Source organism: Nonomuraea sp. NPDC003201 (genome assembly GCF_053590415.1).
In genome coordinates, this window is sequence record NZ_JBSFTC010000177.1 from 1 (window position 1) to 23056 (window position 23056).

The window sequence follows — 23056 nt, forward strand, 5'->3', positions numbered from 1 at the left end:
GTGCTATTCGGATCTCGCCCCGCCGCGGCGCCGGCCGCGCGCCCGAGCCCGGCCGCGACGCCCCGGCCGACGAGCTCCTCGTAGCCGATGAGCTGGTTGTCCGCCACCCAGGTCAGGGCAGTGGGGACGCCGAGGTGGAGCAGCTCCCAGACGGCCGAGCCGGCGGCGGTGACGACGAGGTCGGCCCCGGCCATGAGCTCGGGCAGCCGGTCCGTCGGCGGGACCACGGCGATCGGCCCGCCCGCCTCGAAAGGCGCAGGGCTGACGACCGTCGCCTCGAACGGCACCCCGGCCGCCAGGAGCGCCCCGGCCCAGGCGGGGGCCACGCCGGCGCTGTCGGTGCCGCCGAAGAAGCACAGCACGCGCGGCACCGGCCCCGCCGGCCGTGTCCGCCCGAGCCCGCGCACGCTGTCACGCAGGAGCACGTAACGCGCCCCGGCCAGGCGCCGGGCGGGCACGGGGAAGGGGCGGCGCTCCGCGCCGAGGTTCTGGTCCAGGTAGAGATCGGCCTCCTGGCCCAGCGGGTCGCCGTCCACGATCGCCAGCACGGTCAGGCCCGCTCCCCGCAGCGCCGCCCCCGTCCCCCCCGGCAGGTCGTACGAGTCGAGGACCGCGGCTTCCAGCCGGAGCTCCCGGGCCAGCGCCGCCAGCCGGGCCGGCTCCTCGGGGGCGGGCACCAGCGGGAGCCCGCGCTCGCGCAGCTGGGCCCGCGCCCAGGCGGACCCGCGCACCTCGCCGAGGAAGGTCACCTCGACGCCCCGCGCGCGCAGCTCCTCGGCCAGCGCCACGCACCGCACCAGGTGGCCGACCCCGCTGCGCACCCCGGCGTCACACCGGAAGCCGACCCGGGTCACGCGTCCTGCAGCTCCTTCTGCTGGACGTGGGCGTTGAGCCCGCAGACCTCGGGGCGCTCCCGCAGCCAGCTCACCAGCGTCCCGAACGGCACGCACCGGTCGCCGAGGCCGTCCACCACCCGGGTGATGAGCCGCCAGTCGTCCTCGGTGTCGAGCGTCACCCGCAGGTCGCCGGCGACCGGCTGGTAGGCGAGCCCGAGCAGCCGCGCGTCGTCGGGATGCGAGTAGACGTAGGAGGTCACGTGGGTGCGGTGGAAGTCGGCCGCCTCGGCGTCGGCCCGCTCCAGCGCGCCCCTGCCCACGATCTCCACGTCGAGCCCGCGCGGCAGCGTCCGCGTCAGAGCGGTGCTCAGGTAGTCGAGCCCGCGTACGGCGCGGAACACCAGCGCCGCCTCCCTGATCACGGCCGGGTCCAGCAGCGGGCAGTCCGCCGTGAACCGCATCATCGCGTCCCACCGCCGCCCCGCCAGCGCCTCCATGAACCTCGTCAGCACGTCGTCCACCGGGCCCCGGTGCCACGGCACGCCGAGGCGGCGGCACTCGGCCACGACCGCGTCGTCGGCCTGCTCCGTCGTGGTGGCCACCACGAGCTCGTCGAGCGTGCCCGCCTCGCGGGCGGCGCGAACCACCCATTCCAGCACCGACCGGCCGCCCAGCTCCCTGAGCACCTTGCCCGGCAGGCGTGTCGAGCCCATCCGCGCCTGAACAATCCCGACAATGCGCACCGATGCCCCAATCCCCCGTGTGACCGTGTGTCGCTTATCGATCGCGCTATGCTACCGACCTGCTCGAACGACTACTGCGCGTAAGCGCGAACCCAGGGGGCCACGTGAGCATTCTCAGTGGATCGTCGATTCTGATCACCGGAGGAACGGGGTCCTTCGGCAAGGCGTTCATCCGCAACGCACTCGACTCGCTGGGGGTGCGGCGCCTGGTGGTCTTCTCCCGCGACGAGCTCAAGCAGTACGAGACCAGGCAGCTCTTCGGCGACGACGAGCGCCTGCGCTGGTTCATCGGCGACGTCAGGGATCGCGACCGGCTGGCCCGCGCCATGCACGGCGTGGACTACGTGGTCCACGCGGCCGCGCTGAAGCAGGTGGACACGGCCGAGTACAACCCGTTCGAGTACGTCCGCACCAACGTCGCAGGGTCACAGAACGTGGTGGAGGCCGCGATCGACAGCGGCGTGCGCAAGGTGGTCGCGCTCTCCACCGACAAGGCCTCCAGCCCGATCAACCTGTACGGGGCCACCAAGCTGGTCGCCGACAAGCTCTTCGTCTCCGCCAACCACTACGCCGCCGCCCACGAGACCCGCTTCTCCGTCGTCCGCTACGGCAACGTCGTCGGCAGCCGGGGCTCGGTGGTGCCGCTCTTCCTGCGCCTGGCCGAGCAGGGCGCCAGCCTGCCGATCACCGACAAGCGCATGACCAGGTTCTGGATCACGCTCGACCGGGCGGTCCGGTTCGTGGTGGACTCGTTCGACCTGATGCGGGGCGGCGAGCTCTACGTGCCGCGCCTGCCGAGCATGCGCATCACCGACCTGGCCGAGGCGCTGGCGCCGAACAGCCCGATCTACGAGATCGGCATCAGGCCGGGCGAGAAGCTGCACGAGGAGATGATCGGGCCGGACGACGGCCGCAGGACGCTGCGCCTGGCCGACCGCTACATCGTCCAGCCCACGATCGCGACCTGGGGCTACACGCCGCCGCAGACCGGCGAGCCGCTGCCCGAGGGCTTCTCCTACCGCTCCGACACCAACGACGAATGGCTCTCGGTGGACGACCTGCGCGCCATGGTGGCCCGCTGATGCTCCCCTACGGACGGCAGTCGATCGTCGAGTCCGACATCGAGGAGGTCGCCGAGGTGCTGCGCGGCGACTGGCTGACCACCGGGCCCGCGGTCGGCAGGTTCGAGGCGGAGCTGGCCCGCTGGACCGGCGGCGTGCCGTGCGTCTCGGTCACGTCGGGGACGGCCGCGCTGCACGTCGCCTACGTGGCGGCCGAGGTGCGGGCGGGCGACGAGGTGGTCACCTCGCCGCTGACGTTCGTGGCCACGGCCGCCGCGGCCGCGCTGCTGGGCGCGCGGGTGGTCTTCGCCGACGTGCAGCCCGACACGGGCAACCTCGACCCCGACGCCGTCGCCGCCCTGGTCACCCCCAGGACGCGGGTCGTCACGGCGGTGGACTACGCGGGCCATCCCGCCGACTACGACGAGCTGCGCGCGGTCGCCGCCCCGGCCGGGGCGGTGCTGATGGCCGACTCGGCGCACTCGATCGGGGCCGCGTACAAGGACCGGCCCGTGGGGGCGCTGGCCGACCTGACGACCTTCTCGTTCTTCCCGACCAAGACCGTGACCACGGCGGAGGGCGGGGCGGTGGCGGCGGCCGACCCCGAGCGGTTCCGGCGGGCCGCCCGCTTCAGGAACCACGGCCTGGTCAGGGAGCCCGCCGACCAGCGCGAGCCGGACGTGGGCGGGTGGCACCAGGAGGTGCACGAGTTCGGGCTGAACTACCGGCTGCCCGACGTGCTGTGCGCGCTGGGTGTCAGCCAGCTGCGGCGGCTGGAGGGCTTCCGCGAGCGGCGTCGCGAGCTCGTCGCGCGCTACGACGTGCTGCTGCGCGACGTGCCGGGGCTGAGGCTGCCCGCGCAGCGCGCGTACGTGCGGCCGAGCTGGCACCTCTACCCGGTCAGGGTCCGCGACGGCCGGCGGCGCGAGGTCTACGACCGCATGCGCGCCGCCGGCATCGGCGTGCAGGTCAACTACGTGCCGGCGTACTGGCACCCGGTGTTCGAGGACCTCGGCTACCGGCGCGGGCTCTGCCCGCGGGCGGAGGCGTACTACGCCGAGGAGCTGTCGCTGCCGCTGTTCCCCGACCTGACCGACGCCCAGCAGGACCGGGTCGTGGAGACCCTGGCGGCGATCCTGCGCTAGCGCTCCGCCAGCAGCAGGCAGCCGTCCTCGCCCCGGTCGACGAGGAAGCGCCTGGCCGCGACGGTCGCGATCGGCCGCTGCCCGGTCCGCACCAGCGGGCGGATGGGTGTGCCCTGGTCGATGACGACCTCCCACCACGACTCGTGGCCGACACTCTCGTCGATGTCGGCCAGCGGCACCCGCGCGTGGAAGTCGCGCCCCGCCAGCGTCACCGGGAAGTACATCTCCTCGCCGTCGCTCCTGCGCCGCAGCCGCAGCACCGGCTCGCCGTCGCCGATGTCGGTGATCTCCCCCGAGAACACCAGGTCGCCGCCGTCCACCCGGCACTCCCCGATGACCGCCCGCGCCTTGCGCAGGCGCAGGCCCCAGGCGCCCTTGGCGCTGCGGATCGGCACCACCCACACGCCCGACCTGCGCCTCGGCGCGGGAATCAGGGGCGGCAGCCAGCGCGGCCCGGCCACCCGGCCGTCCAGCCGCAGCCCATGCCCTCTGAGCTGCACGCGCAGGTCCCAGCGGCCGCGCCTGGCGAGCTGCGCGGATGTCAGCACGGCCGGGTCGAACGCGAAGCGGAACGGGAACGCGTGCTCCGGCAGCGCGCCACCGTCCTCCTGTACCACGTTCTCCCAGGTGGGCGCGCTCTCCTCGTCGGACAGCGGGATGGTCGCGCCGGTCCTGCGCTCCTCCAGCCAGACCCGCACCCGCATGCGGCGCAGCTCCCCCACGTCGAACCGGCCCACCGCCACCCGGCCCGCGCCGCAGAGCACGCTGTCGCGCCAGTCGAGGTCGACCAGCCGGGGGACCAGGGCCAGCTCGCCGGAGACCTCCGACAGGTGCGGCGGCATCGACGGGTGCCTGGCGTACCAGCGCCTGCGCAGCAGCCCGGCCGCGCCGACGCGCGGCTGCAGCTGCCCGCAGCGGTCCTGGGTGAACACGTACGCCAGCTCGCCCAGGCGGCGACGGTGCAGCAGGTGGGCCTGGAGGCGCTGCGCGAACGGGATGCTGTGCCAGGCCTCGCGCGACACGCCGTCGAGGTAGCGGACGATCATGTCGAGCAGGGCCGGGTCCGCCGTCGTGCCCATGGCGGCCATGGCCTCCACGGCGACGGCCATGTCGATGTCCAGCGTGTCGCGGTCGAAGTCCGCCTTCAGCGCCGGCGCCCCGCGGCCCAGCAGGGAGGCGGTCTCCAGCACCGACAGGAGGCGGTCGCGCAGGTTGTCGGGCTCCAGGCAGCGCTGGGTGATCGAGCTGCCCGGCTCGTCGCGCTGCCGCCAGTGGTAGACGACCGTGGCCAGCACGTCCACCGACCTCGCTCCCACGTGGGCCGCCATCGCGACGGGCTGGTCCTCGTACATGCGCTCGGGGAAGCTCAGGCCCAGGCGCTCCCAGAAGGAGCGGCGGTAGACCTTGTTCCACAGCATGCGGTCGCGGACCAGCAGCGGGTGGCGGGTGATGTGGGTGCTCTTCACCGGCTTGGCGAACGCCTCCCGGTGGGCCCACGACGGCATGAGCAGGTTGCGGTAGAGCCGCATGACGTTGCCGCAGGCCAGGTCGGAGCCGGTGGACTCGAGCGAGGTCACCAGGCGTTTGAACGCGTCGCGCGGCACGGTGTCGTCACCGTCCACGAAGGCCAGGTAGCGGCCGGTCGCCCGGCGTACGCCCACGTTGCGGGCGCGGCCCACGCCCATGTTGTCCTGCCTGATGAGACTTATCCGGCGGTCGGCCGCCTGCCTGGCCTCGACGACCGCCGGGCCGCCGTCGACGCTGCCGTCGTCGACGCAGATCACCTCCAGATCGCCCAGCGTCTGGGCGGCGATGGAATCCAGGCAGGGTCCGATGTACTTCTCGACGTTGTAGAACGGAACGATCACCGAAAGAACCGGCACACCTATTCCTCTTCCTGTTGTCCTGCGCCTGCGTTCCTTGCTGTGTCAGCCGGACAGGAGGCGGATGACCTTGCGGGCGACCTTGCCGGGGCGCGCCAGGCGGCGGGAGAGGCGGTATCCGAGCGTCCTGCGGAAGGCGCTGGCCTTGCGCTGGGTCCTGCGTAGCTTGGCCTTCGCCCTGACCAGCTCGCGTTCGCGGTAGGAGAGCTTGGTCTCCAGGCGCGAGATCCTGGCCAGCGCCGCGGTGAGCTGGTCGGCCAGGCGGTCCCGGGCGCCCAGCAGATCCCGGTACGTGGGCGCGTGCTCCGCCACCTCGGCGGGACAGCCCAGCTCCACGTCCAGCTTGCGGGCACGGTCGAGGTCACCCTGGTCGCAGGGACGGTCGGCCATGCCGCACAGGGTCAGCGCGAGCTGGTCGGCCTCCAGCGGCCACGGCCACGGGTGGTGGTGACCGGCGGCCAGTAGCCTGACCGCGAACCGCCACAGGATCCGGCACAGGACGACTTTCGGGCCGGGCGGGGTGGACGGTTCGGCGGCGGGGCTGATGGCCGCGAACCGCTCGCCGTCGTACACCAGGCTGTCGGTCGCGGCCGTCACGTCGCCGCCCGCCTCCAGCCATTCGGCCAGCCGGGCCAGCAGCTCGCGCACGGTCCTGACGTCCTCGCGGGCGCACGCCTCGACGAGGATCTCCTCGACGACCCGGCCGGCCGGGATCGGCAGCTCCTCGCCGTCCGGCAGCCGCCTGGCGCCGCCGGCGGTGAGCTCGTACAGGGCGGAGCCCTCCTCGACCAGCCCCAGCGGCAGCTCCACGTCGTCGTCGCCGGGCCCGTTCTCCGGTACCGCGGTGGCCACGGCCAGCCAGAGCGGCGCGAGCTCCTCGCCCAGGCCGTGCCGGAACACCAGGCGGGTCAGCCGGAGCGGGTCGGCCACCAGCATGCGGTCGCCGCCACGCGCGCTCAGCGGGAACGTGAGGGCGTCCGGCAGGTCGGCGGCCAGCGCCTCGCGGGACAGCAGCGCCCGGGGCGCCTGCCTGCCCGGATACGCCGCGTAGCACCGCCGCACGCGCAGCCCCGCCGACTCCAGCCCGCGGTCGAGCGCCTCCGGACCGCTGGGGTAGCTCGGGTCGAAGCCGTGCGGCGCCCACTGGTCGTCGGCGCCCTCCCGGTCCGCGGGCCTGGCCTCCAGGAACCGATCGACGCCCAGGTCGTTGCGTACGCCGAGCACCAGCCGCCCCCCGGGCGCGACCAGCTCGGCCAGCGCCGCCAGCGACTCGCTCCACGCCGCCGCCGAAGCCTCCGCGGAGTGCGTGCGCAGCAGCCCGTCGAGGGCCAGCACCAGGTCGTACGGCTGCTCCGCGGCGAACACCTCCAGCCGCCCGCAGAACACCGCCAGCCCCGGGTGCCGTTCGCCCAGGGCACAGGCGTCAGGGTAGGAGCGCAGCAGCACGGCCGCCGACGGGGCCCGCGCGACCACGTCGTCCACCAGCACCTGCGGATGCGGGCCGACCAGCAGCACCCTGCCGCTGTCGGGGACGAGCCGGCCGACCAGCTCCAGTGCCGTCCCCCGCCAGTCCGTTATGCCGCCCATGTTGGACATGTCGGACCACAGCAGCATCTCCCCGCCGATCAACCGAACGTTCTCGGGCGCCTCCCCCGTGATCACGTGCGCGCCCCCCGTTTCCATCCGAACATTCGCCGTAGCTCCTCCGGTGTCGCCTGATACTCGAATCCCAGCTCGCGCCGCGCCACCTCCGACGCCAGCTCGGTGTCGACGCGCGTGCCGTGCAGCTCCGGCCAGAGCCGCATGCGGCGCGCCGTCCCTCCGTACTCGGGACGCTCGTCCTCGAACTGCATCGGATCCCCGTACACCGCCACCTCGCATCCCACCGAGGCGCCGTAGAACAGCGCGCTGCCGAGCCGGTTGGAGGCCACCCTGCGGTGGCGTCGCAACTGGACCAGCTGCTTGCGCAGGAAGTCGCGTCCCTTTCCCTCCCACCGGGAGCCGCGCTCGCCATGGCAGGTGACCCGGAATCCCCTCGATTCGTACGCTCGCCGAATGTCCGGATTCGCGAATTCCAGCCAATAAAGGCAGACCGTGACCGGACCGGTCTCGACATTTCGGATTTCGTCGGCCAACCGGGCATGGTCACCACTGACGGAATGCTTTTCCCAGCCATGAAAGGGATACCAGATCGTACCCTTGCGTTCAGGGACCACGCCCAGCTCAGGCTCCAGATGAAGGAGGTATATCCACGGCGCGCCGATGAGGTAGTGTCCCCTGCGGCCCATCGACCAGCCTCGGCGACGTAGCACGTCAGACCAGATGAAACGGGGATATCCAGGGCTGCACCAGTGGTCGTTGGGCGGAAATCCGTGGAGATAGTTCCATCCGTGCTGAAGGAAGCCCTGGATGCGTTTCGGCGTCTCATCCGACAGGCCGCAGTATCGGCCGATTATGCGAGAGTGCCCGTACCAGTGATTGGATTCGTCCATCATTCCCCCCGTACGGTGGACCGTGTCCCGTCCGACATTCCCAGTCCTCAACGGGTGCCACGCCTCGTTATACGGTTCCATTACCCGAGAGGGGGCCTTGGTTTTCTCCTGGCGCGCAATTCCCGCTACACTACGTCGTGGCTTGAGGACAGAGAGTGAGTGATCATGAGTCATCTCGACCGCCTGCGGGCCGTCTTCCGCAGCGCGCTCAACCTTCCGGCCGACACCTACGTCGACGGGCTCGAATACCGCGCCATCCCCCAGTGGGACTCGCTGGCCCACATGGCGTTGATCGCCGCGATGGAGGACGAGTTCTCCGTCATGATCGACACTGACGAGATGATCGACATGAGCTCGTTCGCCAAGGCGGCCGGGCTGCTGGAGAAGCATGGCGTCGGCGCCGCCGCCGGCTGAGCCCAGGGTCGTCCTGGTCACCGGCTCGACGGCGGGCATCGGCCGGGCCGTGGCGGTCACGCTGGCCGGGGCGGGCCACGACGTGGTGCTCCACGGCCGCGGCGAGGAGCGCGCCGCGAAGGCCGCCGCCGAGGTCGCGGAGGAGACCGGCGGGGTGACCGACTCGGTCGCCTGCGACGTCGGCGACCCCGCCGCCGTCTCGGCCGTGATGCGGCAGATCTACCAGCGCCACGGCCGCCTCGACGCCCTCGTGATCAATGCCGGCATCCACGCGGCCGGTCCGCTCGGCATGGCCCACCACGACACGGTCCAACGGCTCTTCCAGGTCAACGCGGTCGGCGCGACGTACACGCTGCAGTCCGCGCTCAGGCTGCTGCGGCGGGGCAGCTTCCCCGCGGTGGTCCTGGTCGCCTCGGTGATGGGCCGCATGGGCGGCGCGGGCCAGGCGGTCTACTCCGCCACCAAGGCGTCCGTGATCGGCCTCACCAAGGCCGCCGCCAAGGAGCTGGGGCCGGCCGGGATCCGGATCAACGCCGTGGCCCCCGGCTACATCCAGACCGACATGCTCGCCACGCTCGACAAGGAGAGCCGGGTGGCCACGGTCGCCGCGACCCCGCTCGGGCGGCTCGGCACGCCCGCCGACGTCGCCCGCGTGACCGCGTTCCTGCTCTCGCCCGACGCGGGTTTCGTCACCGGCCAGGTCATCGGCGTCGACGGCGGGCTGGTGCTGTGATGTTCCCGCACCCACAGGCCCGGCTCGTCGTCGCGGGAGAGGCGGCGGGCCTCGGCGGCGACGAGCTGGCCGGCCACGTCGCGCGCACCGCGGAGGCCCTGACCCGGTTGCGGCCCGGGCCGCTGTTCTGCGGCATGCGCAACAACCTCACGTCCGTCCTGCGCTACCTCGCCGCCTGGCGGTCGGGCCGGCCGATCGCGCTGCTCGACCCCGACCTGGCTCCCGGCGCGCTGGCCGAGCTGGTGGGCCGGTTCAGGCCGGCGGCGCTGCTCGGGTTCACGCACGCGGCCGACGGCTCGCCGCCGCCGCGCCGAGACGTGCCCGAGCCGCATCCCGACCTCGCCGTGCTCCTCGCCACCTCGGGCTCGACCGGCAACCCCAAGCTCGTACGCCTGTCGCGCCAGGCCGTGCTGGCCAACGCCACCGCCATCGCCACGGCCCTGGCCATCGTCCCCGACGAGATCGCGCCCACCAGCCTGCCGCTCCACTACAGCTACGGGCTGTCCGTGCTCAACAGCCACCTGATCGTCGGGGCGACGGTGATGCTGACGGAGGCGGGGCTGCTGGAGCGGTCGTTCTGGACCCATCTGGACGCCCACCGGTGCACGTCGCTGGCCGCCGTCCCCTACCAGTACGAGATGCTGCGGCGGCTGCGTTACGACCGCTCCGAGCACCCCGCGCTCGCCACGCTCACGCAGGCCGGCGGGCGGCTCGGCCAGGACCTGGTGCAGGAGTTCGCGGGCCAGGCCGACCGGTTCTTCGTGATGTACGGGCAGACGGAGGCCACGGCCCGGATCGCCGTCCTGCCTCCCGACCGGCTGGCCGACAAACCGGGCTCCGCCGGGCCGGCCATCCCCGGCGGGCGGCTGACCGTCGACGAGGGCGAGGTCGTCTACCACGGGCCCAACGTCATGATGGGCTACGCCGAGACGGCCGCCGACCTGGCCAGGGGCGACGACCTGGGCGGGGTGCTGCGCACCGGCGACCTGGGCCGGCTCGACTCCGAGGGCTTCCTCTACCTCACCGGGCGGCTGAAACGCATCGCCAAGATCTTCGGCGTGCGGGTCAACCTCGACGACGTCGAACGCCTGCTGCGCGGCTCCGTCCCGGTGGCGGCGACCAGCGGCGACGACCGCGTGACGGTGTGGGCCGAGGGCCTCGACGCGGCCGGCCGCGCGGGCCTGGCCCGCAAGCTGGGCGCCGAGCTGCGGGTCCATTGGAGCGGGTTCGACGTGCGCGCCGTCGACAGCCTCCCGCTCCTGGCCACCGGCAAGATCGACTACCGCGCCCTGGAGTCCCGCACATGACGGCCCCGCCACGCTCCGCGGGCGGTCGCCCGGCGCGGCGCGCCGGGCTCTCCGGCGTCCCCGATCGGGCGGAGGGTGGCGGATGAGCGTTTTCAGTCTGGCGGAGCCCCAGCGGGAGGCGGCGCTGGTGGGCGAGCTGGCGGCGCTGACCGAGCGGCATCGGCGGGCGTGCGCCCCCTACCGGCGGGTGCTCGACGCCATTCAGGCCGGCCCCCCGTACGAGCGGCTCGCGGACCTGCCCTGGCTGCCGGTGCGGCTGTTCAAGACGCACGAGCTGCGCAGCGTGCCCGAGGACCAGGTGTTCAGGGTGCTGACCTCCAGCGGGACCACCGGGCAGCGGCCGAGCCGGGTCTACCTCGACCGCGAGGCCGCCGCGACGCAGCCGCGGATGCTGGCGGCCACGCTCAGGGAGGTGCTGGGCGGGCGGCGGCTGCCGATGCTGGTCGTGGACAGCCGCTCGGTCGTCCGCGACCCCACCCTGAGCGCCCGCGGGGCCGGGGTGCTCGGGATGATGAACTTCGGCAGGGACCACACGTTCGTGCTCGACGAGCGGGGCCGGGTGGACGCCGAGGCGGTCAAGGGGTTCCTGGCGCGCTACGGCGGCGAGCGGTTCCTGATCTTCGGGTTCACGTTCATGGTCTGGCTCCACCTGCGCGACCTCGGGGCGGACCTGTCGCAGGGGGTGCTGGTCCACTCCGGCGGGTGGAAGCGGCTGGCCAAGCAGGCGGTCGACAACGCCGAGTTCCGGCGGCGGCTGGCGGCCGAGTGCGGGCTGACCCGGGTGCACAACTTCTACGGGATGGTCGAGCAGATCGGGACCGTCTTCCTGGAGGGGCCCGACGGCGACGGGCTCTACTGCCCCGACTTCGCCGATGTCGTGGTCCGCGACCCGGAGACCTGGCAGGAGGTCCCCGTCGGCGAGCCGGGGCTGATCGAGGTCGTCAGCACGCTGCCCACGTCCTACCCGGGCCACGTCCTGCTGACCGAGGACCTGGGCGTGGTGCGTGGCGTCGACGACGGGTGCTGGCCGGGCAAGCGGTTCGAGGTGCTGGGCAGGCTGCCCAGGGCCGAGGCGCGCGGCTGCAGCGACACCATGGGGCGGGGCTGATGCTGGACGACCCGAAGCTCGACGTGCGCTTCCCCGCCGCCGCGCCGGTGTCCGCCGAGGACCTGCTGGGTGAGCTGCGCGGCGGGCTCGACGTGGGCGACGAGCGGGTGCGCGAGTTCCTCTCGGGCTTCGGCAAGCGGCTGCTGCGGCCCGCGCTGGCGCGGCGCCACCCCGAGCTGGGCTCGCTCGGCTTCTTCCTGCGCCCCAGCGAGCTGGCCCGCACCGTCGACGGCCTCGCCAACGAGCACGTACGCGTCCCGCGCGGCATGGTCTTCCACATCCCGCCCGCCAACGTCGACACCGTCTTCGTCTACTCCTGGGCCCTGTCGGCCCTGATGGGAAACCGCAACATCGTGCGCCTCTCGCCGCGCTCCGGCGCGGTCGCCGAGGTCATCCTGGAGACGCTGCACGACGCGCTGGCCGACGCCGACCCCGTCATCGCGGCGACCCAGCGCATCGTCTCCTACGGCCGCAGCGACTCCGTCACCGCCGCGCTCTCCGCCGCCTGCGACCTGCGGGTGGTGTGGGGCGGCGACCGCACCGTGCAGGAGATGCGGCGGCACTCACTCGCCCCGCACGCCCGCGACCTGGTCTTCCCCGACCGCTCCTCGTTCGCCGTCGTGGGGGCGGCGGCCTGGCTGTGCGCGCCCAGGGCCGCGCGGGTCACCGTGGCCGAGGGCTTCGTCAACGACACCTACTGGTTCGACCAGGCCGCCTGCTCCTCGCCCAGGACGGTGTTCTGGGTGGGCGCGGAGGGCGACTGCGACACGGCGCGGGCCGACTTCTGCGAGCACGTGTCGCGCGTGGTCACGGTCCGGGGGTGGGGAGTCGACGCCGCGATGGCCGTGGAGAAGCGGGTCTCCACCTACGGCCTGGCCGCCGACGGGCTGGCGGAGAGCATCGAGTTCCGGGGCAACGCGCTGGCCAACGTCACGCTGTCGGCCGCCGCCGCCGCGCCCAGGCAGTGGCTGGGCGCCGGCACCTTCGCGCACGCCAGGCTCGGGTCGCTGGCCGAGCTGGGCTCGCTGGTCGAGCGGCGGGACCAGACGATGACGCACTTCGGGTTCGCCAGGGCCGAGCTGGAGCGGCTGGCCAGGGAGCTGGGCGGGCGCGGGGTCGATCGCATGGTGCCGATCGGGAGCGCGCTGAGCTTCCATCGGGTGTGGGACGGGTTCGATCTCCCGGCCGAGTTCACGCGACTGGTGACCGTGATCAGATGACGTTCGCGCCCCCCGCGGCCTCGCCTGACCGGCGGCCGGCGTCGTCCGGGCCGTGGCTCGGGTGGGTGCCCGCGGGGGTCGTGTGCGCCGGTGCGGCGGTCGTGTTCCTGTGGTGCGGGGTCTCCGCCCGCGACCTGGCCGTTTTCGCGGCCTACCTCGGGGCCGGGGTGATGCTGCCGGGGACGCTGCTGTGGCGGGCGCTGACCGGCGGCGGGAGGTCGACGGCCGAGGACGTCGCGGCGGGGCTGGCGATGGGGTACGCGGTCGAGGTCCTGGCCTACCTCCCGGCCAGGGCTGCCGGGGTGCCGCTGCTCGTGCTGGTGCCGTCCGCGGGGGTGCTCTGCGCGTTCGCCTGCGTGCCCCGGCTGCGGCGGCACTGGCGGGGCGGGACCGCCAGGGAGCCAATGCCCGCGCGGTGCGCGTCGGCGGGCGGGACCGCCAGAGAGCGCATGCCCGCGTGGTGCGCGTGGGCGCTGGCGGGGGTCGTCGCCTACCTGATCGCGTGGAGCACGCTCAACCTCTACCGCGTGCCGCTCTCCGCCGCGTACGTGGACCTGCCCTACCACCTGGCGCTGGTCGGCGAGGTCAAGCACCACGTGCCGCCCACGCTGCCGTCCGTGCTGGGCGAGCGGCTCTCCTACCACTGGTTCGTCTACGCCGAGCTGGCCGCCACCAGCTGGGTGACCGGGATCGAGCCGGTGACGCTGGTCTACCGGCTGGCCACGCTGCCGATGACGGCGGCCATGGTCGTGCTGGTGGCGGTGCTCGGGCGGCGGCTGGGCGGGAGCTGGGGCGCCGGGGTCGCGGCGGCCGGGGTCGCGTACTTCCTGATCGGGCCGGTCCTTCGGGAGGACGTGGTCTTCACGACGCGGCCGATGTTCACCGCCTGGGCCAGCCCGACGCAGACGTTCGGGGCGCTGCTGTTCGCCCCCGTGGTGCTGCTGCTGACCGGCGGGCGGCGGTGCTGGGCGGCGCTGGTCGTGCTGCTGCTGGCGCTGACCGGGGCGAAGGCCACGTTCCTGCCGTTGCTGCTCGCGGGGCTGCTGGTCGTGGCGACCGTGCGGTGGGCGGTGGAGCGGCGGGTGCCGGGCGCATGGCTGGGCGCGGCCGGGATCACGCTGGCGTGCCTGCTGGTCGCGCAGTTCGTGGTGTTCAGACAGGGGTCCCAGGGGACGACGATCGCGCCGTTCGCGACGATGCGGGGGCTCTGGGGGCTGGTGACGGGTGTGGCGGCGCCCGAGCTGGCCGCTGTGCCGGTGACGCCGTTGCTGGTCCTGACCGTCGTGCACCTGTTCTGCCTGCTCTGCGTGTGGGGCGGGGTGGTGGCGCTGGGCCGGCGGGCGCTGGAGCCGTCCATGTCGCTGCTGCTCGGCATGGGGGCGGCGGGGATCGGCGCGGCGGTGCTGCTCGGGCATCCGTCGGACTCGCAGCTCTACTTCCTGGAGAGCGTCCGGCCCTACCTGTCGGTCGCCGCGGTGTGCGGGGTGGCCGGGCGGCGGGTGCCGTGGGCCGTGGTCGCGGCGGGGGCGGGGGTCGCGCTGCTCGCCACGTGGATCGTGGTGCCCGGGGACGCGGCGGTGCGGGTGGTGGTGCCGTACCTCGTGCTCGGGGTGGTGGCGGCGGCGGTGCTGGTGTGGCGGCGCGGGACCGTGCTGGCGGTGGTTGCGCTGCTGGCGGGGTACGCGGTGCCGGCCTCCGCGCGCGAGCTGGTCCTGCGGGTGGTGCCGGAGGGCCGCGAGACGGAGATCCCCGCGGGGGCGCTGAGGGCGGGGCGGTGGTTGCGTGCGCACTCCTCGCCCGGCGACGTGGTGGCCACCGACCTGCACTGCCGCCCCGTCGAAGCACCCGGGTGCGACAGCCGGCACTACTGGGTGTCGGGGTTCACCGAGCGGCGGGTGCTGGTCGAGGGGTGGGCGTACGCGGAGAGCACGCTGTCGCGGGCCGAGCTGTTCGTCTCGCCGTATCTCGAGGTGCCGTTCGCGGATCCCGTACGGCTGGCGGCGAACGACGCGGTCTTCCGGGCGCCCACGGCGGAGAACGTCCGGCGCCTCGCCGAGGTCTACGGCGTCAAGTGGCTCTTCACCGGGATGAACCCGGAATTGGGGAAATACGCGCGACTGCGCTTCCGCAATTCGTCCTTCTCCGTTTACCGGCTCACCGCCCGGTAAAAGTCTCTCCCCCTCACGGAATGCTGCGGAGAAACGGCCCGCGCCACGCTGGACGGCCCCAGGAGCATTTCCGTGGACGTACGGCAACCGATCAGGATCAGGAACTCCCATGAAAACGCGTGCCGCGACGGAGCCGAGCCCCCGCGTTCTCGACACCACGGCCCGGCTGGCGAGCGTCGACATCGTCATCCCCGTGCTCAACGAGGAACGCGCCCTGCCCGGCTGCGTCCGCACGCTGGCCCGCTTCCTCGGCGACGGCTTCCCGCTGCCGTGGCGCATCACGATCGTCGACAACGGCAGCACCGACGCCACCTGGCCGGTCGCCAACGAGCTGGCCGGGCAGTTCGAGCGCGTACACGTCCGCAGGCTCGACATCCGGGGCCGGGGCGCGGCGCTGCGCGCGGCCTGGCAGGACAGCCCGGCCGACATCGTGGCGTACATGGACGTCGACCTGTCCACCGGCCTCGGCGCCCTGTTCCCGCTGGTCGCCTCGGTGGCCGGCGGCCACTCCGAGATCGCCATCGGCACGCGGCTCGCGCGCGGCGCGCGCACCCGCCGCTCGCTGCGCCGCGAGGTGGTGTCGCGCGGCTACAACGCCCTGCTCAGGTACGGCTTCGGGGTCCGCTTCAGCGACGCCCAGTGCGGCTTCAAGGCGGCCAGGGCCGACGTGGTCAGGCCGCTGATGGCCAAGGTCGAGGACGACTCGTGGTTCTTCGACACCGAGCTGCTCCTGCTGGCCGAGCACAACGGCCTGCGCGTGCACGAGGTGCCGGTGGACTGGATCGAGGACACCGACTCGCGCGTGAAGATCGCCAGGACGGCCGTCGACGACCTGAAGGGGCTGGCCAGGGTCGCCTGGTCGATGTCGATGGGCCGGGCCCGCGTCGAGGTGGCGCGGTCCGAGCTGACGCCCACGCATCCGGACGCGGTCGTGGCGCGGCCCCGCGCGGTGACGCTGGCGAAATTCACGTCGTTCGCCGTGATCGGCATTGTTTCCGCAATTCTGTACGCGCTCATTTATCTGCCGCTGCGCGATATCTGGTCGCCGGTAATGACGAATTTCGCCGCGCTCGTCCTCACCGGAGTCGTCGGCGCCGAGGCGAACCGCCGCTGGACATTCCACCGGCGCACCGCCATGCACGTGCGGGCGGCGACGCTCTTCCTGGCCAACTACGCCCTCACCACCATGGCCGTGCTCGCGCTGCCCCGTGGCACCGGGCGGCTGGCGGAGGTCGGCGCGGTCGCCGGCACGTACTGCCTGCTCACCTTGATCCGCTTCACCGCCCTGGACCGCTGGGTCTTCTCCCGTACGAGGAACTGATCGATGGAAACCACTGAGATCCGCCGCCTGATCGCGCTCGAGGACCGCCACTGGTGGTACCGCGAGCGCCGGGCCATCCTGCGCAGGGAGCTGCGCGGGCTGGGCCGTCCCGGGCGGGCGCTGGACATCGGCGCCGCCGGCGGCGGGAACACCAGAGTGCTGGTCGAGGCGGGCTGGGAGGCGACCGCGACGGACTCGTGCGCGACGGCGGTCGAGGTGGCCAGGCAACGCGGGCTCAAGGCCGTGCGCGCCGACGCGCGGGCGCTGCCGTTCGAGCCGGGGAGCCTGGACCTGGTGACCGCGTTCGACGTGCTGGAGCACGTTCGCGAGGACCACCTGGTCGTGGAGGAGATCGCCAGGGTGCTGGCGCCCGGCGGGCACGCGCTGATCGCGGTCCCGTGCGACATGGCGCTGTGGTCGGCCCACGACGACGCGGTCGGGCACGTGCGCCGCTACGCCCGCGAATCGCTGACCGTGGTGGTGGAGCAGGCGGGGCTGAAGGTCGATCGCGTCTGGAGCTGGAACGTGCTGCTCCGTCCTCTCGTCGCCCGGCACCGGCGCCGGTCCAGGGGCAGCGACCTGCGGAAGATGCCGCTCCTGGTCAACGCGGGGCTGTCGGCGGTCGTGCGGGCCGAGCGATATCTGCCGGTCAAGTCGCTCAAGGGCGTCACGCTGTTTTTGCGGGCCCGGCTCGGGAGATGAGCGTGTTCAGACCGAGACGTGGGGGTGTTCCACGGTGTGCGCGCATTGGCTTTAGGCTGTGATCCGTGGTGATTCATGCCCTGCTGGCGGCCGTGCTGGCCACGACCTCGCTGCCCGCCCAGGCGGCGACGGTCGACTGTGACCGGGTCAAGTGCCTGGCGCTGACGTTCGACGACGGTCCGGGCGAGGGCACCCCGACCCTGCTCAAGCTTCTCAAGCAGGAGGGGGTCAAGGCCACGTTCTTCCTGGTCGGCAAGCAGGTGGAGCGGCGGCCGCAGATCGCCAGGCAGACGCTGGCGCAGGGACACGCGATCGGCAACCACACCTGGTCGCACGCCTCCCTGCCGACACTGCTCGACGACCAGATCCTCGACGAGCTCAAGACCACGCAGGACGCCATCCAGCAGGCCACGGGGCTGCGGCCGGCGATGTTCCGCCCGCCGTACGGGCACACCGACGACCGCGTGCTGGGCCTGGCCGACCAGGTGGAGCTCGCGCAGGTGCTCTGGACCGGCACGACGCTCGACTGGAAGCTGCGTGACGCCAAGAAGATCAAGGCCGCCGTGCTCAGGCTGGCCAAGCGCGACGGAGTGATTCTCATGCACGACACGGTCCCGGCGACCGTGAAGGCCATGCCCTCCATCCTCAAGGAGCTCAAGAAGCAGGGCTACCACCTCGTCACGGTGCCGACCCTGCTACGCGGCAAGAAACCCGAGCCCGGAGTGAGCTACCCCTGACGGGCCATGGGCACCGCGAAGCCAAGGCCGTGGGTCGCGATCCCGACCTTTCTGATCATTCAGGCCGTCCTCGCCTGCTGGTGGGCGGCCTTCTACCCCGGCCTGTTCAGCCGCGACTCGGTCCTCTACCTCAGCCACACCGTCGTCGGCCCCTGGGTGAGCGACCACTCGGTGCTCTACGACGCGCTGCTGTCGCTGAGCTTCACCAAGACGGGTGACCTGGGCGCGGTCACGTTCGCGCAGACCACCGCCATGGCGGCGGCGCTGACGTACCTGGCGCAGTCGCTCAAGGCGCTCGGCGCGCCACGCCTGCCGACCACGCTCGTGGCGATGCTCATGCCGCTGGCGCCACCCGTGGGCGCGTTCTCGGTGACGCTGTGGAAGGACGTGCCGTTCACGATCTGCGCGATCGCCGTCGCGGGCGTGTGCGCCCGGATCGCGGCCAGACGCGCCGTCACCGTGCCCACGCTGGTCGGGCTCGGGCTGCTCTTCACGGCGTTGGGGCTCTTCCGGGCGAACGGCTTCCTCGTCGTGGGCGTCGCCGTCCTCGCGCTGCTGGTGATCGTCACGACCATGCGCGTACGGCTGCTGCTCGCCGGCACCTTCGCCGCGGCCCTGCCGCTCGTGCTCACGAACCTCGTCTTCCCGCAGTTCGGCATCATGGCCCCGGCCAAGACGTACGTGTACCACACGGCCTTCGGCGACATCGCGGTGGCGTACCGGGACCGTCCCGAGCTGTTCACCGAGCAGGACAAGGCGTTGATGGCCACCGTGGCACCGCTGACGCGGTGGTGGGACGGCGGGACCTGCTACACGATCAACCCGCTGATCTGGCGGCGGGACTTCAGCTGGCCACAGGCCGACGCGCACGCCTCCGAGCTGCTCGACCTGTGGAAACGGCTGCTGATCTCCGAACCCCGCATGATCATCGACACCCGGCTGTGCCGTGGGGCGATCGCGTGGCGGCCCGTGCAGGACGAGTTCGCCATCGGGGGGATGACGTACCGGTTCTCGCTGCGACCCAACGCCGACACCTACGTCGGGCCGAACAAGGCGCCCGACTTTCCGGGGCGGTGGGTCTACTCGCTGCGGCCGCAGTCGTGGGAGCTGAACCAGGTGGCCGATCCGTGGCTGACCGGGGCGCTGGCGCCGCAGTACGACTGGGTGCTGTGGCGGGGGGCTTTGTGGGCGTACGTGTCGTACCTGGCGGTGGCGCTGGGGGCGCTGGCGCTGCGGAACCGGTACGTGCTGGGGGTGGCGGCCGTGGTGGCCGGGCAGCAGCTCACGGTGCTGGCCAACATCTCGGCGCAGGACTTCCGGTACATGGCCTCGCCCATCTTCGTGGGGGTGCTGCTGGTGCCGTTGCTGCTGGGGGGCGTGGGGCGGTTGGTGGTGGCTTCGGTACGGGGGGTCGGGCGCGCACTCCGCCGCAAGCCCGCCGAGCCCCGGCCCCCGTTGACGCAGCCCGGCACACCCGAGCCCGACGACCCTTCAGCCGCCGCGCCGGATGCGCCATCAGCGGACCAGCCCACGGCTCACGGGGCTGCGGGCCACGGGTCCGAGCCGGGTGAGCGCGCGGCTCGTGCGGCGTCGCTCTCGGAGCTCGCAACGCCGGACCCTCAGCCGAGCGGGCCGAGCGGGCCGGGTGCGCCGAGCGAACCAGGAGCCCCGAATGAGCCGGGTGGGACGGGGGCGCTTGGGCGGGAGGGCGATCGCGAGTAGGCCGGCGGGGCGGGGTCAGACGGTGGCGGGGAAGCGTCCCGGAGCGGGTACGAAGCCCGGCGTCTCCTCCGAGGCCTGGCGGGCGTCGTACCGCTCCCGGGAGGCGGCCACGCACGCGCTGTGCTTCCGCGACCAGTTGGTGAGCGTCAGCATGGCCTCGTACAGCTCCAGCGCCATCGGCGTGGCCTGGTACTCGACCTTGGGCGGCACCGTCGGATAGACCGTGCGCTCCAGCAGCCCGTCGCGCTCCAGATTGCGCAGGGTGAGGGTGAGCATGCGGCGGCTGATGCCCTCGATCTCCCGCTCCAGCTCCGTGAACCTCCTCGGCCCGCGAGCGGTCACCACGACGATCTGGATGGCCCACTTCCCGGCGATCTTGTCCAGGATCTCGCGCGGCGGGATGGGGCAGAAGCCCTGCTCGATCATCGCCTGCGCGTCGTCCAACGTCCTGAGCTGCTCTGGTACAGCGGTGTTCCTCTGGGACATGAAAGTGCCTTCTTCCGGTTGACCTCGATGGTCACACATCATGGCCACTGTTACAAATCGTTCCCCTAGGAAGACTTGGTCATGAAGAACAAATGGGCCGCGTTCTCACTACTGGCCACCACCCAGTTCGTACTGATCCTGGATTCCACGATCGTGGGCATCGCGATGCCGCACATGGGTCGTGAGCTGGGCATGAACGCCCAGGACCTGTCGTGGACGACGACGGCGTACTCGCTGGTGTTCGGCGGGTTGCTGCTGCTCGGCGGGCGGCTGTCCGACTACGTGGGCAGGCGCCGGATCTTCATCGCCGGGATGCTGCTGTTCGGCGCGGTGTCCCTGATCGGCGGCGTGGCCGCGTCCGGCGTGCTGCTGATCGCCGTACGGGCGGTGCAGGGGCTGGCCAGCGCGCTGGTGGCGCCCGCCGGGATGTCACTGGTGATGACGATCTTCAAGGGCGACCCGGCGCTCAACAAGGCGATGGGCCTGTGGGGCGCCGTCGGCGGCATGGGCGCCTCGGCCGGGCTGGTGCTCGGTGGGCTGCTCACCGACTTGTTCGGCTGGCGATCCGTGTTCCTGGTGAACGCGCCCATCGGGCTGGGCGTCGCCGCGCTGGCACTCGTGCTGCTGCCCGCCGCACGCTCCGCCGAACGGACCCGCGGCTTCGACGTGGCCGGCGCCGTCACCTCGACCGCCGGGCTGGGCCTGCTCATCTACGCCCTGGTGGACGCGGCGGAGGCGGGCTGGACCTCGGCCAGGACGCTCGGCGTCGGCGCCGTCGCGATCGCCCTCATCGTCGCCTTCCTCGCCATCGAGCACCGCTCGGCCAACCCGCTCGTCCCCCTGAACGTCTTCCGCAGGCGCACGCTCCGCGCCGGCAACGTGATCATGTTCCTGGTGGCCATGGCGATGCAGCCGGTGGCCTTCCTGCTCAGCCTCTACACCCAGCTCGTGCTCGGCTACAGCGCTACCCTGTCGGGCCTGTCGACGCTGGCGATCCCCGCTACGATCGCGCTGACCGCCTCGTTCCTCGGCGGACGCGTGCTCACCAGGTACGGCCTGCGCACGACGACGGCCGCCGGCATGGCCTTCATCCTGGTGGGCGCGGCGCTCTACCTGCGGGTGGGGGTGCAGAGCGACTACCTGCTGGTCCTGCTTCCCGCCGAGCTGCTGGCCGGCTTCGGCTTCGGCCTGCTGGTCGGCGCGGTGACCGTCGCCGCCACCTCGGACGCCTCGCCGGAGGAGTCGGGGATGGTGTCGGGCCTGTTCAACGTGACGACGCAGGTGGGCATCTCGGTCGGCATCGCGGTGCTGGTGGCCGTCGCGGCCGGCGTCACGGGCGGCTCCCCCGCGCCGGAGGCGCTGGTCTCGGGCTACCGGATGGCGTTCCTGGGCTCGACCTTGCTGGCCGCGGTCGGCCTGGCGGCGGCGCTCACGCTGCTCCCCAAGCCCGCCAGGGACCGGGAGCCGGTGGCGGTGTCCGCCTGACCGCCCCGCCTCGGACAGGCCGGTTCCCACGTGGAACCGGCCTGTCTGTTTCTCAGGCTGCCATCGGGGTGAGGGCCTCGTAGGAGTCGGCTTCGGCTTCGGTGAATGCCGGGAGTTCGAACCAGATGGCCTTGCCGCGGGGAGTGGGGGTACCGCCCCAGGAGCCGGAGAGCATGTCGACCAGGAAGAGCCCGCGTCCGCGCTCGGCGTCGAGGCCGACGGTGCGCATGGTGGGCAGCTGGGGGTTCTCGTCTTCGACTTCGCAGCGCAGCAGGCCGTTCTCGGCGGAGAAGCCGAGGTGGACCTGTCCGTGGGCGTGGTCCAGCGCGTTGGCGACCAGTTCGCTGACGAGGAGCTCCGCGACTTCGATCTGGTCGTCGAAGCCCCAGTCGGTCAGCTTGTCGCGGGTCAGCCGGCGGGCGGTACGCACCGAGCTGAGGTCAGGCGTCAGCCACCACGAAGCCGTGCGGCGTGTTGCCGGGCTGTGGCTGGTGGTCCGCGTAACGCTGTTCATCACCCTGCATCCCGGGTGGCAGCTGAGGTGGCTGCCGTCCGGTTCCCTCCGGTCCTCTTCTTCAGGTGAGCGTGAATTGCTCACACCACGAGAATGCCTCGGTGAGCTACGTGGAGAAGAGGTGAAAAATCCCCATATAGGCACCTATCCCGGACTACGTAGGTACCTACGGGGCTGCACGTCAGGGGTTCCAGGGCACGGTGGGGCTCCGGGTGCCGGTGTGGCACGGCCCCAGGGACGCTCCGGACGGCCTGGCCGTCCGCGCCGTCGTCCTGATGGGCCGGCGTCACTCCGCCGAGCGGGATGTCGCTGATACGTGACGGCGGGGCCGTGACAGCGGGCGGTCAGCCCGGGAGCAGCGGTGGTCGGCATCGTCTTCCTCATCGAGAAGCACCCCCGATGAGGAGCCCCCGCCATGATGACCTTCGCCGCCGTTCTGCAGCTGCTCGTCGCTCTCGGCTTCGTGAGCATCCCCCTCGTACGCCACCGCTACGGCCGTCAGGCAGGGGTCGCCGCGGTGCGGGAGCTGGAGCGCCAGGGCGTCCCCGCCCGCATCCTGAAAGAGAACAACATCAGCTTCGACGCCAGTGGCCACGAGACCATCGTGCCCGCCACGGTCGCGCTGATCATGACGGTCCTGGCCGTCCTCAACCTGATGGGAAACCACTGGGGGCAGGTCCTGTCCTGGGTCTTCCAGCCGCTCGTGCTCGTCGGCAACGTCCTCATCCTCTACAGCCAGCTGACCGCCGCCACGTCCGTGCGGAAGGCCTTCGAGCGCAAGGGCGACCCGATGCTCCGGCGCGTCGACGTGCCGGCGCTGCTGAAGGCGGCCGAGAGCGGCTTCCCGAGCTGGGTGATGCCGGGTCTGCAGAACGTCCGGCACACGGTGGTGATGGGTGGTTCGATCCTCGTCCTGGTGGCGTTGATCAGCGCCTGAGCCGGGACACACGAACGCGCCGCGCGGGCGGGATCCCGCGCG

21 protein-coding genes are annotated in these 23056 nt (G+C 72.3%); 14 read left to right on the forward strand and 7 right to left on the reverse strand.

All coding sequences use genetic code 11. The features are described from left to right. Positions 1 to 854 (reverse strand): PseG/SpsG family protein (locus tag ACWDX9_RS40130; RefSeq protein ID WP_449963906.1); only part of this gene is annotated, 854 nt, incomplete at its 3' end. Beyond that, positions 851 to 1579 carry a cytidylyltransferase domain-containing protein gene (locus tag ACWDX9_RS40135; protein ID WP_449963908.1) on the reverse strand — a complete coding sequence of 243 codons (729 nt, stop codon included), beginning with the start codon at positions 1577 to 1579 and terminating at the stop codon, positions 851 to 853. The genes ACWDX9_RS40135 and ACWDX9_RS40130, both read right to left, overlap by 4 nt. A 104-nt stretch (positions 1580 to 1683) precedes the next feature. Here ACWDX9_RS40135 and pseB point away from each other — a divergent pair, with 104 nt between their 5' ends. Next, a complete protein-coding gene (pseB, locus tag ACWDX9_RS40140) occupies positions 1684 to 2661 on the forward strand; it encodes a UDP-N-acetylglucosamine 4,6-dehydratase (inverting) (protein WP_355190366.1) in 978 nt (325 codons plus the stop codon). After that, entirely contained in the window at positions 2661 to 3785 is a 1125-nt protein-coding gene (locus ACWDX9_RS40145) for a DegT/DnrJ/EryC1/StrS family aminotransferase (RefSeq protein WP_449963911.1), read from the forward strand. Before pseB ends, ACWDX9_RS40145 begins: the two co-directional genes overlap by 1 nt. Here the strand turns inward: ACWDX9_RS40145 and ACWDX9_RS40150 are convergent. From ACWDX9_RS40150 to ACWDX9_RS40160, 3 genes are read right to left on the reverse strand one after another with little or no spacing between them, the layout of a single operon-like run. Next, entirely contained in the window at positions 3782 to 5668 is a 1887-nt protein-coding gene (locus ACWDX9_RS40150) for a glycosyltransferase family 2 protein (protein ID WP_449963913.1), read from the reverse strand. The genes ACWDX9_RS40145 and ACWDX9_RS40150 overlap by 4 nt on opposite strands. 45 nt (positions 5669 to 5713) lie before the next feature. After that, complete coding sequence (locus ACWDX9_RS40155) at positions 5714 to 7351, reverse strand: hypothetical protein (protein ID WP_449963916.1); 1638 nt, start codon at positions 7349 to 7351, stop codon at positions 5714 to 5716. Further along, positions 7327 to 8163 carry a hypothetical protein gene (locus tag ACWDX9_RS40160; protein WP_449963918.1) on the reverse strand — a complete coding sequence of 279 codons (837 nt, stop codon included), beginning with the start codon at positions 8161 to 8163 and terminating at the stop codon, positions 7327 to 7329. The genes ACWDX9_RS40155 and ACWDX9_RS40160 overlap by 25 nt, the downstream gene beginning before the upstream one ends. A 162-nt stretch (positions 8164 to 8325) precedes the next feature. Here ACWDX9_RS40160 and ACWDX9_RS40165 point away from each other — a divergent pair, with 162 nt between their 5' ends. The 10 genes from ACWDX9_RS40165 (at position 8326) to ACWDX9_RS40210 (ending at position 19592) form a co-directional block, all read left to right on the forward strand. Continuing rightward, positions 8326 to 8574 carry an acyl carrier protein gene (locus ACWDX9_RS40165; RefSeq protein ID WP_350731131.1) on the forward strand — a complete coding sequence of 83 codons (249 nt, stop codon included), beginning with the start codon at positions 8326 to 8328 and terminating at the stop codon, positions 8572 to 8574. Further along, positions 8549 to 9307 (forward strand): SDR family NAD(P)-dependent oxidoreductase, encoded by a 759-nt coding sequence (locus ACWDX9_RS40170; protein ID WP_449963921.1) that lies wholly within the window; start codon positions 8549 to 8551, stop codon positions 9305 to 9307. Before ACWDX9_RS40165 ends, ACWDX9_RS40170 begins: the two co-directional genes overlap by 26 nt. Beyond that, positions 9307 to 10614 (forward strand): AMP-binding protein, encoded by a 1308-nt coding sequence (locus ACWDX9_RS40175; RefSeq protein WP_350731127.1) that lies wholly within the window; start codon positions 9307 to 9309, stop codon positions 10612 to 10614. Before ACWDX9_RS40170 ends, ACWDX9_RS40175 begins: the two co-directional genes overlap by 1 nt. An 82-nt stretch (positions 10615 to 10696) precedes the next feature. After that, positions 10697 to 11722, forward strand: coding sequence for a LuxE/PaaK family acyltransferase (locus ACWDX9_RS40180; RefSeq protein WP_449963925.1), 1026 nt, complete (start codon positions 10697 to 10699; stop codon positions 11720 to 11722). Then, complete coding sequence (locus ACWDX9_RS40185) at positions 11722 to 12942, forward strand: acyl-CoA reductase (RefSeq protein WP_397371306.1); 1221 nt, start codon at positions 11722 to 11724, stop codon at positions 12940 to 12942. The genes ACWDX9_RS40180 and ACWDX9_RS40185 overlap by 1 nt, the downstream gene beginning before the upstream one ends. After that, positions 12939 to 15110: a hypothetical protein gene (locus ACWDX9_RS40190; RefSeq protein ID WP_449963928.1), complete on the forward strand. Its 2172-nt coding sequence runs from the start codon at positions 12939 to 12941 to the stop codon at positions 15108 to 15110. The genes ACWDX9_RS40185 and ACWDX9_RS40190 overlap by 4 nt, the downstream gene beginning before the upstream one ends. A gap of 109 nt (positions 15111 to 15219) precedes the next feature. Next, entirely contained in the window at positions 15220 to 16431 is a 1212-nt protein-coding gene (locus ACWDX9_RS40195; protein WP_449963930.1) for a glycosyltransferase, read from the forward strand. A 3-nt stretch (positions 16432 to 16434) separates the two neighbouring features. After that, entirely contained in the window at positions 16435 to 17133 is a 699-nt protein-coding gene (locus ACWDX9_RS40200) for a class I SAM-dependent methyltransferase (protein ID WP_350731117.1), read from the forward strand. Positions 17134 to 17198: 65 nt separating this feature from the next. Beyond that, on the forward strand, positions 17199 to 17870 hold the full coding sequence (locus ACWDX9_RS40205; RefSeq protein WP_449963932.1) for a polysaccharide deacetylase family protein: 672 nt from the start codon (positions 17199 to 17201) through the stop codon (positions 17868 to 17870). Between the two features lie 6 nt (positions 17871 to 17876). Then, positions 17877 to 19592: a hypothetical protein gene (locus tag ACWDX9_RS40210; protein WP_449963935.1), complete on the forward strand. Its 1716-nt coding sequence runs from the start codon at positions 17877 to 17879 to the stop codon at positions 19590 to 19592. 15 nt (positions 19593 to 19607) lie between these two features. On the opposite strand, the gene ACWDX9_RS40215 is transcribed toward ACWDX9_RS40210, so the two are convergent. After that, positions 19608 to 20078 carry a winged helix-turn-helix transcriptional regulator gene (locus tag ACWDX9_RS40215; protein ID WP_449963938.1) on the reverse strand — a complete coding sequence of 157 codons (471 nt, stop codon included), beginning with the start codon at positions 20076 to 20078 and terminating at the stop codon, positions 19608 to 19610. 81 nt (positions 20079 to 20159) lie between these two features. Between ACWDX9_RS40215 and ACWDX9_RS40220 the strand changes: the two genes are divergently transcribed. Continuing rightward, entirely contained in the window at positions 20160 to 21563 is a 1404-nt protein-coding gene (locus ACWDX9_RS40220; RefSeq protein ID WP_449963940.1) for an MFS transporter, read from the forward strand. A 52-nt stretch (positions 21564 to 21615) separates the two neighbouring features. Here ACWDX9_RS40220 and ACWDX9_RS40225 read toward each other — a convergent pair whose 3' ends face one another. After that, complete coding sequence (locus ACWDX9_RS40225) at positions 21616 to 22077, reverse strand: ATP-binding protein (protein ID WP_449963943.1); 462 nt, start codon at positions 22075 to 22077, stop codon at positions 21616 to 21618. 415 nt (positions 22078 to 22492) lie between these two features. Between ACWDX9_RS40225 and ACWDX9_RS40230 the strand changes: the two genes are divergently transcribed. Beyond that, positions 22493 to 23014 carry a hypothetical protein gene (locus tag ACWDX9_RS40230; RefSeq protein ID WP_449963945.1) on the forward strand — a complete coding sequence of 174 codons (522 nt, stop codon included), beginning with the start codon at positions 22493 to 22495 and terminating at the stop codon, positions 23012 to 23014. Positions 23015 to 23056: the final 42 nt, after the last annotated feature.